Genomic DNA, 14,169 nt, shown 5'->3' on the forward strand with positions numbered 1-14,169 from the left:
CCGCGCGCAGGCAGCCGCACCCGTACACGGCTCGGACGGACTACGCGTACCGGTAGATCTGGCTGTGGTCCTCCAACTCGTCCGGTGTGACGTCCCACGGCGGCATCCTCTCGTGCCGCGCGACGACTCGGCCGTGTTGTGCGTCCCCTCGGGCGAGCGGCTTCGCGGGGAGATAGCGGGCGCCCGGGTGCCGCCGCTGCCAGCGGGACCAGAGAAGGTCCACAAAGGCGTGGTGCAACCAGAAGACGGGGTCGTTGACGGACGCGCCGCCCATCATGTGGCCGCCGACCCAACGGTGGACCCGGTTGTGGGTGCGCCACGAAGCGGGGCCCCGCCCGGCCCCCCACCCCTCCAGCTTGTTGCGGAACCCTTTGGTCGACTGGGAGTTCCAGGGTGCCGTGTCGTAGACGGGATCGTTGAGGGGCCCCTCGAGGTCCCCGGCCTTGGGCAGCGCGATCGGGTCCCGGGGGCGGCCCAGCTCACGCATGAGGTACTCCGCGTCGGTGATCCCCACCTTGATCGTCCACATGCCGTGGTGGTAGGCGAAGGGGCCGGACATCACCTGCCGGTCGGAACGCCGCCCGGTGCCGCCGAGCAGGTCATCGGTCCACGGTACGGCCGTCGGCGTGCGGTTGCGCGTCCAGTCCCAGTACGGCAGGGTCACCGACTCGTCCACGCGCCGCAGCGCGTTCTCCAGGTCCAGCAGGAACCTGCGGTGCCAGGGCAGGAAGGAAGGTGCCATGTGGGCGGCGCGCAGGCCGCCCTCACCGTCGGGGGCGTAGTACTCGATGTGCATGCGCACGAACTCGTCGTACTCACCGCGTCGTTTGAGCTCCAGCAGCGCGTTGACGAGCCGGCGTCGTTCCGACCGGGTGAGCGTGCTGATGTCCTTACGCGTGTACACCATGGCGATGTTCCCCCTCGGCGCCCTTGTTCCCGTTCGCCGTACGGCTGTCCTCCGTGCTACTGCTCCGCTCACCCGGCGTGCCCAGCCGTGCGCCGGGGCCGAGTTCGTCGACGGCAGCGCGCGCGGCGGCGAGCGGGGACGCGTACGACTGGTAGTGGTCGACCATGCTCATCCAGCTGCCGTCCGCCCGGCGCATCAGATGCAACGGCCGCCCGTCCACGGTGACGTGCCACGCGCTCGGGCCGTCCTCCCCGGGCCGCCCGGCGTCGTACTTGACGCCTGCGATGCGGCGCCCGCGGTACGTCTCGTCGAACCGTTCCTCGTCTCCGGCCGGTCCCGGCGCTTTCCCCGCCGATCCCGACGCCCACGGGGTTGTCCCCGACGCCACCAGGGCCGGGGCGGAAGCCACGGTGAGCGCCGACGCGAACAGCCCCCACAGCACACGACGTCGCACCGTGGTCCTGGCATGGTGGACGGCGGGCGGCTTCGCGGGGTGCGCGGAGCCGGCAGCCGCGGGTGTGACCGTCGTGGGCGCCGCGGTGCGCGCTGGTTGTGGCTGCGGTGGTTTACCGGTTCGCAATGCCTGTCTCCTCCTCGCCCTGAAAAGGGCGGTCCAGTGGCACACGTCAACGGGCCGATCTCCTGCGCGGTGGGATCGGCGCGGGAATCCCGCTCAGCCCTGCGTCTGCAGAACGGGGGCCAGTCGAGCGCTCTCGTGGTCGAGGGCGTTCTCGGTCCCCTTGAGAGTGCCGGGCAGGAAACCCTTGTTCTCCGTGTCGAGCACGTCCGGGCGGTAGTCCGTCAGCCGCTGGTCGACATGCTTCCTGACCTCGGTCACGTCTCCGGTGCGGCCGGCGGCCTTGACATACGGCGCGTCGAGAGCGACAGCGGGAGCGGCGGCACCGGCCACGACCAAGGACCCGACAACGAGGGCGGCGGCCTTCAGGGACTTCATCGTGTTCCTTTCGGCGGCAACTGGGAAGTTGCCAGCGGGAATTACCTCACCGCCTTCAACGAGCCCCCGACTGAGCGGAAACCCCCGCACGCGGAAATACGGCGGCCCACACCGAAGGCCACCCGAATGAAGGGCAGGTCTTATCCGCATTTCTCATCCTCGCATTAGCAGGGGAAAGGCATGGTCCAGCCGTCTCAGACACGTCGTACCGGCCCGCCGCAGGGCCGGCAGGCTGTCCAGGAAGCCGGAGATGGTGGCCATGAACCCCTGCGGCAGGTCCGTGATCGCCGGCAGGACGGCGGCCGGGTTGCCGGAGGTGAGGACCGTGAGCGGGGCATCCACGAGTGCCTGCAACTCCGCCGGCCCCTGCCTCGTGTCGGCGGCTGCCTCAGGGGCGGGTTCGGCGGGAAGGGCAGGCGGCACAAGCGGAGCAGATGATTCCCCGTCGGCCGTCGCCGTCGGCACCGGCTCCCTCCGCCTGGTACCCACTGTTGCACCGGCACCAAAGGCAGCCGCGACGGCGATACCCCCCACGACGTACGCGGGCCATCTGCTGCGGCGCGCGGCCAGGAACGAGTTCGGGTGCCGGACGCGGTTCGTCCGGCACCCGAAAGGAGCACTGTCGAGCGGTTCCCTCCTTACCGACGGAACCCGGCCCGGCCTCGTCGGTACACGACGGTGCCGCTCGTCACCAGCAGCGCGGCAACACCCGCGGCTACGAACACCTGCTCGTCAGCGCCGGTTTCGGCGAGAGAGGGCGGCTCCGCCGGGGGCGTGGCTGGCGGGACGTGCGGCGTGGTCGGCGGCGGAGACGTGGGCGGCTCCGACGGAGGTGTGCTGGGCGGTGACGTAGGCGGGGCCGTGGGCGGGGTCGTGGGCGGGGTGGACGAGTCGTCGCCGTAGCCGCCGTCGTCGCCGTAGCCACCGTCGCCGTAGCCGCTGTCGTCGCCGTAACCGCCGTCGCCGTAACCGCTGTCATCGCCGTAGCCGCCGTCGAGGTCGGCGCCCTTGTCACGGCCGTCGTGGGAAGCGTCGTTCCGCTGGCGCGGGTCCGAGTCGCTGGTCGAGGCATCCCCGTCGGACGAGTTGGCCTCGCGGTCCTCACCGGCAGAACCGTGGTCCCGCAGGTCCAGGTCGCTGGTCGAGGCTTCCTCGTGGGACGAGTTGGTCCCGCCGCCGTCACCGGCGGAGCCGTAGCCGGCGTTCACGGCAGCGTCCGTTGCGGACTCGGCCTTGTTCCCCGACACGGCGCTGGGTGACACCCCGGGGCTCCCCTCGGAGCGCACGTCCGCGAACGCCGGCGTGCCGTACAGGGACAGAATGCCCGTCGCGGCGGCTGCCACGACCATTCCCCTGCTCAGGTTCTGTCGCAATCTGGTCGTCTTCCTGCTCGAAATAGATGCAAAACCCAGCCCTGGAACCGATGGAACGGGCCCAAGGTCGGCCCTTGCCGCAGCCGTTCGGCTGACGTTGTGCGGAGTCCTGTACGTGGCGCGCACCGGACGTGCCGACGCCGACTGCGGGCCCCGGAACGAGACCGGGATCGGCAGTGGCGGAATGCGTCGTCGACGCCGGGCCGCGTATGAGCCCTGAGGCTGTGTCCTGGGTATTGAGGCGCTGTCGGTTCCCGCATCGGGGAAACGAGCGGACCGACTCTCTCGTCAGCCTCTCCCCCTACTTTCCGCGGTTGCGCCGGGGAGCCGCTTCGCGCCTACCATAATTTCTTTGCCGCTTGATTTTCTGACTGGTCAGAAAATGGGATCCGGTGAAGTGCCAGTAACGGCAGTCAGGGCACCGATAGATTCGGTCCGGAATCCTCTCGATCAGTGGCTGCCTGACGATCCAGGCACGAGCCTCATCCTCGGTACGGAACGACGCCTTTCCCGATTCGGGGCAACGCGGCAGGATGCTCGTGCCACTCACTTCCCCTCCGAAGTGCACTGCTTGTGCGATCGCCTACGGCACGCCGATTCCAGGTGGTCAACACCAAACCCGAGAAAGCGAAAGCGTCTCTCCCGTGGCGGATGAGGAAGTCGCCCCATCCGCCTTCAGGGAAAGACGCTTTCAGGTGGGTCACGACCCCCGAGGGAATCGAATGCGAGTACCCCTGCCGCAGCGGACTTGAACAGTCACTGTCGGGGAAAGGGGAACTCTGTGCGTCCTGTGGACGTCACTCCGCCAGCAGGGGCACGTCACCGATGGTGAGGGAAATCTCCAGGCCCTCGGCGTCGGCCTCGGCCTCGGCCTCGGCGGTTGCGGTGGCGGTGTTCTCGTTGTCGTTGACAGCGACAGCGGTGTTCTCGTTGTCGTTGTCGTTCTCGTTGACGTTGTTGATCTCGTTAACGATCGTGGGCTGGCCGCCGTTGCCGTCCTTCTTGTCGCTGCAGGCGGCGCTGGCAGCCGAGGCGGAACCCGCGAGGATGGCAACGGCCGCCAGGGACGCGGCAGCGCCGCGCTTCATGCTCTTGCGCATTAGGTATCTCCGTTCTGTTTCTTCCCCACTGGAAGAACGCAACCGATATTGCCCCAGCGCAGAAGCAGACGCCACTTCGAGCACCCCCTACCCCGGAACTTCATCCACATGGCCCCTACAGGGCAGGTAATAGGAACTACCCGACGCCCAGGTCGTGACGCATTACTTCCACCAATGGAGTAACGACACACAACCTGCGCAACGACCTTGACCCATCGCTTACTTCCACCCGCGGCTCGAACTCGCGACCGATGGAACGCATTCACTCGTTGCCCTGGTCTCCGGCCCACAACGCCTCGATGCCCGGCGGTTCTTGAAGGATGAAGACCCGGTAGATGGGTTTTCGACCAAGAGAACTGTCACCTCCAGAGGCTTCGGATGCTTGTCCACCCGTCCGGCGTCGACGTGTCCAGCTCTGCCCTCCGCTTCCTCGCGGCCCGCTTGAGGGAACGTCGGAGCACGTTCGGCACCCGATGACGGTGCCTGCCAGTACGTCACCGAGGCCGTCGAGTTCATGACTGCCCTCGCCCCACGCTCACCGCAGCAGTACGGGCGCGTCGACGAAGGTGGGCCTGGTCCTGGACGGGAGGCCGCTTCACCGGCCCTGGTCGGTGCCGTCCATGACGTCCGGGACGCATGCGAGCACGGCACCATCGACGCCCCCGCCGAGGCCGGCATCAACTGCTGGGCGGACAAGGGGCTACCAGGGCGCAGGCGGGCACGGTCCGTCTCCCTTGCCGCGGCCGACGGGGCAGCCTCTTCACCGGGCTGAGGAGGGACAGGACTCACTGCTCCGCTGAAGCCGGGAGCGACCGGCTCCCCGCCCAGCGTGGGTTCCGCGCTGTACGGCGTGAGGCTGCGCGTTCGCGGGGCTGCGAGAGGGGCCAGGAGAACCCGCCCGCGGGTGTCGGCGCCGTCCGGAACCTGCGTCCGCCTGATGCGAACCGCACATCGATCAGGTCGCCGTCCACGCCCAGGCCGACGGCGAGAGCGGGAAGCGGTTCGGGAACGAGAACGGTTCGTTGGGAGGCTGCGCAGCAGGCTCTTACCCGCTCCTCGGGATCGCTGACGGCACACGCGGTTCACACGACAGCCGCCGCCCCCAGACCTCGCGGATCGCGAGGTGGGCGGCGGCGGCCGTGTCCGTCAGGCGGATGGCGACGAGAGGGACCCGTCAGCGGTTGCAGACCGTGGTGCTGGCACCGTCGGTCTTCAGCGTGGCGCAAACGCGCGGCACAGCGGGCACGGTGACACTGACCTTCTCCATGACGCCTGCCTCAACGTCCTTCTCGACGTTGAGGAGTTCCTGGTCACCCGCGGAGATCGTCACGCCCACGGTCCGCGCCACCTCGCACGTAACGCCGACGGTGATCTCGCTGGTCCCGGCGGTGTTGATCTTCTGGAGCACGACGCCGCAGGGGAAGCTCTGCGGAGCTGCCTGCGCCGGCGCGGCAGCCAGGAGCGGCGCGGAAGCCAGCAGCACGGTGGCCGCCGAGCGGAGCATGCGGTGAGACATAAATTCTCCCAAAGTGACTGGTGGCAGGCCGCCACAGGCGATCTGCCCTTGATCAAGGCGCCGAAATACCCCTTACGCGCCTTGCGAGGGAGATGTGACCACGGGCTCAGAAGCCCCGCAATGTGCCACGCCCGCTGCTGACCAGTTCCGCCTCGGAGGGGTGACCAGCCTTCGTGACCTTCACGCTCATGTGTGCGGGGGGAGTGTCTGGCGAGGCAGATAACCGGGTCATCCTCCGTACAGCGCCTCGATGTCGTCCGCGTACGCAGCCGCCACCGCGTGGCGCTTGACCTTCAGGGACGGGGTCAGCATCCCGTTGTCCTCGGTGAACTCGCCGTCCACGAGCCGGAACTCACGGATGGACTCCGCACGGGAGACCGCCTGGTTCGCGTAGTCCACGGCCTTCTGGACGTCGGCACGCATGCGGGGGTCGGAGACCAGCTCCGACAGTGGGGTGTCGGCGGGCAGGCCGCGGACGTGGAGCCAGTGTGCGACGCCCTCGGGGTCGAGGGTGATCAGGGCGGCGACGAACGGGCGGTTGTCGCCGACGACCATGCACTGGCCGATCGGCGGGCGGCTGCGGAGACGGTCCTCCAGCACGGCCGGGGCAACGTTCTTTCCCCCGGAGGTGACGATGAGGTCCTTCTTGCGGCCGGTGATGGTGAGGTAGCCGTCCTCGTCGAGGGAGCCCAGGTCACCGGTGGCGAACCAGCCGTCGGTCAGGACGGCGTCGGTGGCGGCCTCGTCGTTCCAGTACGAACCGAAGACGATGCCGCCCTTGATGAGCACCTCGCCGTCGTCGGCGATGCGGACCGTGGCGCCGGGAACGGGCCGGCCGACCGTGCCCGGCCGGGGTCGCAGGGGCGGAACGACGGTGGCGGCCGCGGTGGTCTCGGTGAGGCCGTAGCCTTCGTAGATGATGATCCCGGCGGCGTAGAAGAAGAGGTTGAGGTCGCGGTCGAGCGGGGAGCCGCCGCTGATGGCGTAGCGCATACGGCCGCCGAGTTCCTTGCGGATGCGTCGGTAGACCAGGAGGTCGTACAGCGCCCACGCGGCGTACAGGGCGGGGCCCGGACCCGGGCCCCGGTCCAGGAACCGGTTCATGTACGCCTCGCCGAAGCGCACTCCGATCCGGTGTGCGCGGTCGAACGAGGCGCCGCGGCCGATCCGCTCGGCGGTGGCGCGGCCGGTGTTGTGGATCTTCTCGAAGAGGTACGGCACGCCGACCAGGAAGGTGGGACGGAACTCCTTGAGCGCGGGACGGAGTTCATCGGGTTTGATGCTCGGCCAGTGGCCGATCTCGATGCGGGCCAGGAGGCAGGCGATCTGGATCGTACGGCCGAGGACGTGGGCGAGCGGCAGGAACAGGAGGGTGGAGGCGACCTGGCCGGTGACCTCCTTGAAGACGGGGTGGAGCAACTCGACCGTGTTGGCGGCCTCCGCGTGCAGGTTGGCGTGGGTGAGCAGACAGCCCTTCGGCCGGCCCGTGGTGCCGGAGGTGTAGCAGACGGTGGCGACCGTGTCGGGGGTGAGGGCGCCGCGGCGCTTGGTGACCTCCTCGTCGGGGATGTCCCGGCCGAGGGTGGCGAGTTCGGGCATCGCGCCCTCGTCGAGCTGCCAGCAGCGCGGCGGGACGGTGTGGCGGGCGGTACCGGCGCGCACGGCCTCCGCGTTCTCGGCGCTCTCCGCGATCACCATGCGCGCCCCCGAGTCCCGTACGATCCACTCGATCTGCTCGGGCGATGACGTGACGTAGATGGGGACGCTCTGGCCACCGGCCGCCCATATCGCGAAGTCGAGGACCGTCCACTCGTAGCGGGTGCCGGACATGATCGCGACGCGGTCGCCCGGTTCGAGGCCGGCCGCGATGAGTCCCTTCGCGGTGGCGGTGACCTCCCGGGCGAATTCGGCGGCCGAGACCCGGCGCCAGGTGTGGCCCTCCTTGCGGCGGAGGGCCACGGCCTCTGGAGCCTCGGTCGCGTTGGTGAATGGGAGGTCGGCGATGCTGCCGGTAGCCGGCCGTGCCGCCAGGGCCCCGGTGCGCGCCTCGCGGACGACACCGTGTTCATCCCTGATGACCTCGACCTTCACACGGCCCGCCAGGTCACCCCGCTGCTTCGCCTGCTTCAAGTCCTTGCGTACGCCCATGACGGCTCCCGGTAGCGGCTGCTCTGGCGAGCTGCCGTATGCACTCGGTCTACTTACCGGGCAGTCAACTTACCCACAAGTAAGGAACATTCAAAGGGCGCGAACGCGGTCCCGCGAAGGCGGGGACCGACCGCGCCGCACGGCACACCATCCAGAACGTCCCCAGCGGATCCGCGCGTCTACGCCTTGTGCAATGCCTCAAGGCGGGTTCCAGCGGCCCGCACTCCACACACCGGACACCGCCGCCTCGTGGCGGCCTGGGCCGCGAGGGTGCCCAGGGCCTGCTGGAGAGCCGCTTCCACTGCGGTGGGAACAAACAGCGTTCCCGCACCGTCGGGCGGAACCAGCCAGCACAGACGCCCCGAGGCCCGGTGCGGCGCGGGTACCGTGACCCATGCGCCAGTGCCCAGGTACCGGACATCCGTGCCGCCCCAGCGGCCTGCGGGATCCGGCGGCAGGAAGAAGCCCACTCTGCGGGCGACCGCGTCCGCCAGTACGGGGCCGGGCGCCTGCGGAACGCGTAAGAGTGCTTCCAGGGCCAGTGCACCCAATTCCTCCGGCACACTCAGCACATCCCAGAACCGTCCGCAGGCCAGCACCGCGACACCGCTTTCTCCGTGCCACTGCCGTTTACAGTCGTGCGGATCGGTCGCGGCGGCGGCGAGCCACTCCGTGGCCTGCCTCCTGATGGTTCGCATGAGGTTCCTCCGGATCCATTGGAAACGGCGCTTTCCCCCTTTTCGCCAAGGCTGGTCAGGCCCGGCCCGTTCATGATGATGGATTTCTCTACGGCGCGGAAGGGGTGGCGTACCCTGGCGAATTCCCTCTGAAGTGTTCGATACCGGGCTATGCGTTCCGCTGGGTTCTGAAAATCGTCCAGGAATATGAACGCGATTCTGTGTGGGTGGTCAATGGGGCGGGCGCACGCCGTAGTTCACTTCAGCTGGTTCGCTTCAGGCGCCTCGCCGTGTCGATCGCCTCGGCGAGCCGGCGTATCTCCGCATCCTCCGTGCGGTCCGCCAAGTCGTCCGCCCGTTCGGAGAGTTCGTCGAGACGCGGGGCGCCCGGCAGGGAGGATCCGGAGTGGCCGAGGGTGCCGGCGAAGTAGGCGGCCGTCGCGGTGACCTGGAAGGAGCGGTTCGCGCTCCAGACGGAGTCGTCGAGGGCGTCGGCCTCCAGGTCGCCGGTCTCCTCGTGCGGGTCGCGGGTGCCGGGGTCGAGCCAGCGGACGGTCGCGGTGGCGAGGTGGCCTTCGGCACCGGGCTCGGTGCGGACGGCGTACAGGGCGGTGACGGTGTGGCCGGGGCCGGTCTCGCCGCCGTCGACGCGGTCGTCGCGGAAGTCCTCGTCGGCGACCCGCCGGTTGTCGTAGCCGATCAGGCGGAACTCGGCGACCGTCTGCGGATCGAAGGCGACCTGGGCCTTGGCGTCGCGGGCGGTGAGGGCGATGTTGCGCGGGAGTTCCTCGCAGAAGACCTCGCGGGCCTCCTCGGTGCCGGACACGTACACGGTGTGGCCGTCGCCCTTGTCGGCGAGGCGTTCCATGAGGGCGTCGCCGTAGTCGCTGCCGACGCCGACGCCGAAGAGGGTGATGCCGTGCTCGCGGCGTTCGCCGGCGATCTTCTCCAGGATGGTGTCCGCGTCGGTGTCGCCGGTGTTGGCGAGGGCGTCGGAGACCAGGACGACCCGGTTGGTGGCGCCCTCGCGCAGGCCCTCGACGGCGGTCTCGTAGCCGGTCTCGACGCCGGCGCCGAGGTTGGTGGAGTCCTGCGTGTCCAGGTCGGAGATGACGTCCTGGAGCTCGTCGCGGTTGCCGTCGAGGCGGGTCATGGGCAGGACGGTCTCGGCCTCGTCGCTGAAGGTGACGAGCGCGACCGAGTCGTCGTCGCGCAGCCGGTCCGTCATCACGGAGAGGGACTCCCGGGCGAGGTCCAGGCGGCCCGGTTCGGCCATGGAGCCGGAGATGTCGATGACGAAGGTGAGGGCGGCGGGCGGGCGTTCGCCGGCGCGCTCCGTGGTGCGGGTGGCCAGGCCGACGCGGACCAGGGACCAGTCCTCGTCGCCGGTGCGGGCGCCGTCGACGGTGACCGAGAAGCCGTCGCCGTCGGGGCGTTCGTAGTCCTGGCGGAAGCTGTTGACGAACTCCTCGGGGCGGACCGTCGACGGGTCGGGGAGGCGGCCGTCGGCGAGGGCGCGGCGGGCGTAGTCGTAGGAGGCGGTGTCGACGTCGAGGGCGAAGGTGGAGAGGTGGTCGGGGTCCTCCCGGCGCTCGTCCCGCTCGGTGGTGCCCTCGCCGTGCTCGGGCGCGGGCAGGACCGGGGTGCGGTCGTCGCGGTCGGAGGCCCGGCTGCCGTCACTGGTGCCGGCGCCCGCGCCGCACGCGGTGAGCAGCAGTCCGCCCGCCGCCGTGAGTGCCAGCAGCAGCTTGCGTGTCCGGTACCGCTCGTACGGCTTCATCGTCGGTGCCCCCTTGGCCCGTCGGCGTCGGCTTCTTGTGACTGTGACGGCGCGGGGGGCCCGAACGTGCGGTACGGGGTGTTGCGGAAGCGTCTCGAAGCGGCCACGGAGACCGCCCGTCGAGACCGGTGGGTGACCCTCCGTTGACCTAGGAGACGACGTCCTTGCGGGCGAAACCCCGGAAGGCCAGGGCGAACAGCACGAGTGCGTACGTTACCGAGATCGACGTGCCCTGGATCATGTCCGACCACTCCAACTGGGGCCGGACGGCGTCGAGCCAGGCGTACTGCCAGTGCGCGGGCAGGAAGTGGCGCCAGTCGCCGAGGGCCGTCACCTCGTCCAGGACGCTGCCGATGATGGTGAGGAACACCGCTCCGCCGACCGCGCCGAGCGGGGCGTCCGTCCGGGTCGACAGCCAGAACGCGAGGGCCGCGGTGACCAGTTGGGACACCATGATGTAGGCGACGACGATCAGCAGGCGCTGGGCCGCCGTGCCGGTGGGCAGGGTTCCGCCGGTGGGCAGCTGGAGCGGGCCCCAGCCGTAGGCGGCCGTGCCGACGGCGAGGGCGACGATCGGCAGCAGGACCATCGCGGCCAGGCTCAGGCTCAGTCCGACGGCGAGCTTGGACCACAGCAGCCGGGCCCGGGGCACGGGGGCCGCGAGCAGGTAGCGCAGGGACGACCAGCTCGCCTCCGAGGCGACCGTGTCGCCGCAGAACAGGGCGACGGGGATGACGAGCAGGAAGCCGGCGGCGGAGAACAGGTTGACGGCGGCGAAGTTGGCCCCGGACGCCGTCGCCGTGTCCATGAGGTTCACGCGGTTGTTGTTGCCGCCCGGGTCGCCGCCGACCTGGAAGGCGATGAGCAGGATGACCGGCAGGGCGAACAGGACCCCGCCCATGACCATCGTGCGGCGCCGCTTCAGCTGCCGGACCAGCTCGACGCGGAAGGGCAGGGTGCGGCCCGCGCGGTAGCCGTCGGCGACCTCGACGGGCGGCTCGGCGAGCTTGCTCATGCTTCGGCTCCGATCAGGGTGAGGAAGGCGTCCTCCAGGCGGCGGTGCGGGCCGACCGACCGCACGGGCACGTCCAGCCGTACGAGATCGGCGACCAGGCGCTGCGGGGTGCCGTCGGCGTCCAGCTGGACCAGCAGGCCCTCGTCGACGGGCACGGCCGAGGCGACGCCCGGCAGAGCCGTGACCTTCTCCAGCACGGGCTCGTCCACGGGCGCGGCCGTGCCCACCAGGAGGGTGTCGCCCGAGCCGACGATGTCCGCGACCGGGCCCGCCTGGACGAGCTGCCCGTGGTCCATCACGACCAGGTGCGTGCAGGTCTGCTCGACCTCCGCGAGGAGGTGGCTGGAGACGATGACCGTGCGGCCGGCGGCGGCGTAGCGGATCATCACCTCGCGCATCTCGCGGATCTGGGGCGGGTCGAGGCCGTTGGTCGGTTCGTCGAGGATGAGCAGGTCCGGCAGGCCGAGCATGGCCTGGGCGATGGCGAGGCGCTGGCGCATGCCCTGGGAGTAGGTGCGCACCGCGCGGGCGAGCGCGTCGCCCAGGCCCGCGATCTCCAGGGCCTCGTCCAGATGCGCGTCCTCGGCGGGGCGGCCGGTGGCGCGCCAGTACAGATCGAGGTTCTCGCGGCCGGACAGGTGCGGCAGGAAGCCCGCGCCCTCGACGAAGGCGCCGACCCTCGACAGCACCGGGGCGCCCGGGCTGATGGCGTGGCCGAAGACACGGATCTCGCCGCCGTCGGGCCTGATGAGGCCCATCAGCATGCGCAGGGTGGTCGTCTTGCCGGCGCCGTTGGGGCCGAGGAGGCCGAGGACCTGGCCCTGCTCCACGCGGAACGACAGGTCCTTGACCGCGTACCGGTCCGACGACTTCGCGTACCGCTTGGTCAGGTCGGTGATCTGCAGGGGGACCTCGGCGAGGGCGGGGTCCGGCGGGGCGGGGGCGGCCGTGCGGCGGCGACCGGTGATGATCAGTGCCAGGGCGATCGCGGCGCCGGCGAGCGGCAGCCACCACACCCAGGCGGGCAGGCCGCCCTGGGTGTCGCGCTGGCCGAGGGCGGAGGGGACCTCCAGGTCGCCCTTCAGGGAGACGGTGTAGGTCGCCGGGCTCGCCGGGGAGGCGTAGCCGAGGTCCGTCGAGGCGAGGACCAGGCGGAGCCGGTGGCCGTCGTCGATCTCGTGGTCGATCGCCGGGAGGGTGAGGGTGACGTCCTTGCCGGCCTTGGCGCCCTCGACGCGCACGGGTGTGACGAGCTGGGAGGGCAGGACCGGTTGGGAGCCGCCGGGGCCGACGTCGTAGAGCTTGGCGAAGAGCACGGCGTCGTCGCTGGTGGACTTCACGTGGACGGTGATGGTGGGCGAGCCGGTGATCTGCAGGTCCTCGCGCTGCGGCGCGGACTGGAACGCGGCGAACTGGCCGGGGAAGTCGAGGGAGACGCCGATGCCGAGGGTGGAGAGCTGGCTGAGGCCGCCCGCGCCGCCGAGGCCGGGCAGGGCGGAGACGCCGGGCGGGCTGGCGCCGGGCGGGTTGGCGAAGCTCTGCTCGCGGCCGGCCAGGGCGAGGGAGCGCGGCTCGCTCCCCAGGCCCGGGTAGCGGTCCGAGGTCACACCGGTCAGGCGGGGTTCGCCGTCGCCGGAGCCCAGGCCCAGGGTGCGGGTGACGCGGAAGGCGGGGCCGGTGTCGACGCCCTTGTCGTCCTTCAGGTAGCGGTCGAACCAGGAGCGCACGCGGTCCTGGACGCGGCTGATCTCCATGTCGCCGCCGTCGTGGCCGCCCGCGATCCAGTCGACGTCGACGGGGGCGCCGTTCGCGCGGATGGTCTTCGCCGCCCGGTCGGCCTGGCCGAGGGGGAAGAGGGAGTCCGACTGGCCCTGCATCAGCAGCGTCGGCACCTTGATGTCCTTGCCGACCGCGGACGGCGAACGCTCCTCCAGCATCGTGCGGGCCTCGGCGTCGGGCTCGCCCGACTCGGCGACCCGCTCGTACATCCGGCACAGCGCGGGCTCGAACTTGTCGCAGCCGCCGCCGGAGTTGATGAAGAGGCCGGCCCACAGCTTCTTGAGCACGCCGTTCGGGAACAGGGCGTCGGCGAGGTTCCAGTACGTGATCGCCGGGGCGATGGCGTCCACGCGCTGGTCGTGCCCCGCCGTGAGCAGCGCGATGGCGCCGCCGTAGGAGCTGCCGGCCATGCCCACGCGGGGGTCACCGGGCTTGTCGAGTTCGACCTGGGGCTGCTTCGCCAGCCAGTCGATGAGCTTCGAGGCGTCGGCGACCTCGCCCTCGGGGTCGTTCAGGCCGATCTTCCCGTTGGACTTGCCGAAGCCGCGGGCCGACCAGGTCAGGACCGCGTAGCCGTCCCGGGCGAGGTCCTCGGCCTGCTGCCGTACGTCGTTCTTGCTGCCGCCGAAGCCGTGCCCGAGCAGGACGGCGGGGCGGCGGCCGTCGCCGCCGGAGGTGAAGAACGAGGTGTCGATGCGCACCCCGTTCCCCGTGTCCTGGACCCGGTCGGAACGGTGGACCGGGGGCACGTCGTCGTTCGCCACGGCCGTCCATGTCCCCGCACCGGCGAGCACGACGACGGCGGCCCCGGCGGCCAGGAGCCTCCGGGGCCTCCGCAGCAGCCCGTTCAGTCCGGGCAGTCGAAGATCCATGCGTCAACGGTACGGGGTGAACCTGTCGAACAGTTGTCGACCGGAGA

At 70.3% G+C, this 14,169-nt stretch carries 12 protein-coding genes and 1 pseudogene; 1 reads left to right on the forward strand and 12 read right to left on the reverse strand.

The genetic code is table 11. From position 1 onward, the window contains the following. Nucleotides 1-40 precede the first annotated feature (40 nt). The 6 genes from ACZ5TL_RS09080 to ACZ5TL_RS09105 form a co-directional block, all read right to left on the reverse strand. On the reverse strand, nt 41-907 hold the full coding sequence (locus ACZ5TL_RS09080) for a tyrosinase family protein (RefSeq protein ID WP_468588730.1): 867 nt from the start codon (nt 905-907) through the stop codon (nt 41-43). Continuing rightward, the gene (locus tag ACZ5TL_RS09085) at nt 891-1,361 is read right to left on the reverse strand and encodes a tyrosinase family oxidase copper chaperone (RefSeq protein WP_468588731.1); all 471 of its coding nucleotides are present in this window, start codon (nt 1,359-1,361) and stop codon (nt 891-893) included. Before ACZ5TL_RS09085 ends, ACZ5TL_RS09080 begins: the two co-directional genes overlap by 17 nt. Before the next feature lie 219 nt (nt 1,362-1,580). Next, a complete protein-coding gene (locus ACZ5TL_RS09090; protein WP_468588732.1) occupies nt 1,581-1,862 on the reverse strand; it encodes a hypothetical protein in 282 nt (93 codons plus the stop codon). A gap of 153 nt (nt 1,863-2,015) precedes the next feature. Further along, nucleotides 2,016-2,204, reverse strand: a complete 189-nt coding sequence (locus ACZ5TL_RS09095; protein ID WP_468588733.1) for a hypothetical protein — start codon at nt 2,202-2,204, stop codon at nt 2,016-2,018. A gap of 296 nt (nt 2,205-2,500) precedes the next feature. After that, nucleotides 2,501-3,205 (reverse strand): hypothetical protein, encoded by a 705-nt coding sequence (locus tag ACZ5TL_RS09100; protein ID WP_468588734.1) that lies wholly within the window; start codon nt 3,203-3,205, stop codon nt 2,501-2,503. A gap of 827 nt (nt 3,206-4,032) precedes the next feature. Further along, nucleotides 4,033-4,335: a hypothetical protein gene (locus ACZ5TL_RS09105; protein WP_468588735.1), complete on the reverse strand. Its 303-nt coding sequence runs from the start codon at nt 4,333-4,335 to the stop codon at nt 4,033-4,035. 378 nt (nt 4,336-4,713) lie between these two features. On the opposite strand from ACZ5TL_RS09105, the pseudogene ACZ5TL_RS09110 reads away from it, so the two are divergent. After that, nucleotides 4,714-5,139: pseudogene (locus tag ACZ5TL_RS09110) on the forward strand (IS5/IS1182 family transposase); the annotation flags it as partial. Between the two features lie 370 nt (nt 5,140-5,509). On the opposite strand, the gene ACZ5TL_RS09115 reads toward ACZ5TL_RS09110, so the two are convergent. The 6 genes from ACZ5TL_RS09115 to ACZ5TL_RS09140 all read right to left on the reverse strand — a co-directional run bounded on the left by ACZ5TL_RS09115 (nt 5,510) and on the right by ACZ5TL_RS09140 (nt 14,122). Next, nucleotides 5,510-5,851, reverse strand: a complete 342-nt coding sequence (locus ACZ5TL_RS09115) for a hypothetical protein (RefSeq protein WP_468588736.1) — start codon at nt 5,849-5,851, stop codon at nt 5,510-5,512. A gap of 228 nt (nt 5,852-6,079) precedes the next feature. Further along, nucleotides 6,080-7,999 carry an AMP-dependent synthetase/ligase gene (locus ACZ5TL_RS09120; protein ID WP_468588737.1) on the reverse strand — a complete coding sequence of 640 codons (1,920 nt, stop codon included), beginning with the start codon at nt 7,997-7,999 and terminating at the stop codon, nt 6,080-6,082. Nucleotides 8,000-8,178: 179 nt separating this feature from the next. Then, a complete protein-coding gene (locus tag ACZ5TL_RS09125; protein WP_468588738.1) occupies nt 8,179-8,697 on the reverse strand; it encodes a hypothetical protein in 519 nt (172 codons plus the stop codon). Between the two features lie 241 nt (nt 8,698-8,938). After that, the gene (locus tag ACZ5TL_RS09130) at nt 8,939-10,456 is read right to left on the reverse strand and encodes a vWA domain-containing protein (protein WP_468588739.1); all 1,518 of its coding nucleotides are present in this window, start codon (nt 10,454-10,456) and stop codon (nt 8,939-8,941) included. A gap of 148 nt (nt 10,457-10,604) precedes the next feature. Further along, nucleotides 10,605-11,471 (reverse strand): ABC transporter permease, encoded by an 867-nt coding sequence (locus tag ACZ5TL_RS09135; RefSeq protein ID WP_468588740.1) that lies wholly within the window; start codon nt 11,469-11,471, stop codon nt 10,605-10,607. Next, the gene (locus tag ACZ5TL_RS09140; RefSeq protein WP_468588741.1) at nt 11,468-14,122 is read right to left on the reverse strand and encodes a CocE/NonD family hydrolase; all 2,655 of its coding nucleotides are present in this window, start codon (nt 14,120-14,122) and stop codon (nt 11,468-11,470) included. The genes ACZ5TL_RS09135 and ACZ5TL_RS09140 overlap by 4 nt, the downstream gene beginning before the upstream one ends. Nucleotides 14,123-14,169 lie beyond the last annotated feature (47 nt).

This window comes from Streptomyces sp. NPDC033136, from assembly GCF_055578235.1.

Excerpts from the sequence above, each read along its gene's own strand:
- ACZ5TL_RS09080 (WP_468588730.1), bottom strand. The coding sequence starts at position 907 with ATGGTGTACACGCGTAAGGACATCAGCACGCTCACCCGGTCGGAACGA.
- ACZ5TL_RS09090 (WP_468588732.1), bottom strand. The coding sequence starts at position 1,862 with ATGAAGTCCCTGAAGGCCGCCGCCCTCGTTGTCGGGTCCTTGGTCGTG.
- ACZ5TL_RS09105 (WP_468588735.1), bottom strand. The coding sequence starts at position 4,335 with ATGCGCAAGAGCATGAAGCGCGGCGCTGCCGCGTCCCTGGCGGCCGTT.
- ACZ5TL_RS09115 (WP_468588736.1), bottom strand. The coding sequence starts at position 5,851 with ATGTCTCACCGCATGCTCCGCTCGGCGGCCACCGTGCTGCTGGCTTCC.
- ACZ5TL_RS09120 (WP_468588737.1), bottom strand. The coding sequence starts at position 7,999 with ATGGGCGTACGCAAGGACTTGAAGCAGGCGAAGCAGCGGGGTGACCTG.
- ACZ5TL_RS09125 (WP_468588738.1), bottom strand. The coding sequence starts at position 8,697 with ATGCGAACCATCAGGAGGCAGGCCACGGAGTGGCTCGCCGCCGCCGCG.
- ACZ5TL_RS09130 (WP_468588739.1), bottom strand. The coding sequence starts at position 10,456 with ATGAAGCCGTACGAGCGGTACCGGACACGCAAGCTGCTGCTGGCACTC.
- ACZ5TL_RS09135 (WP_468588740.1), bottom strand. The coding sequence starts at position 11,471 with ATGAGCAAGCTCGCCGAGCCGCCCGTCGAGGTCGCCGACGGCTACCGC.
- ACZ5TL_RS09140 (WP_468588741.1), bottom strand. The coding sequence starts at position 14,122 with ATGGATCTTCGACTGCCCGGACTGAACGGGCTGCTGCGGAGGCCCCGG.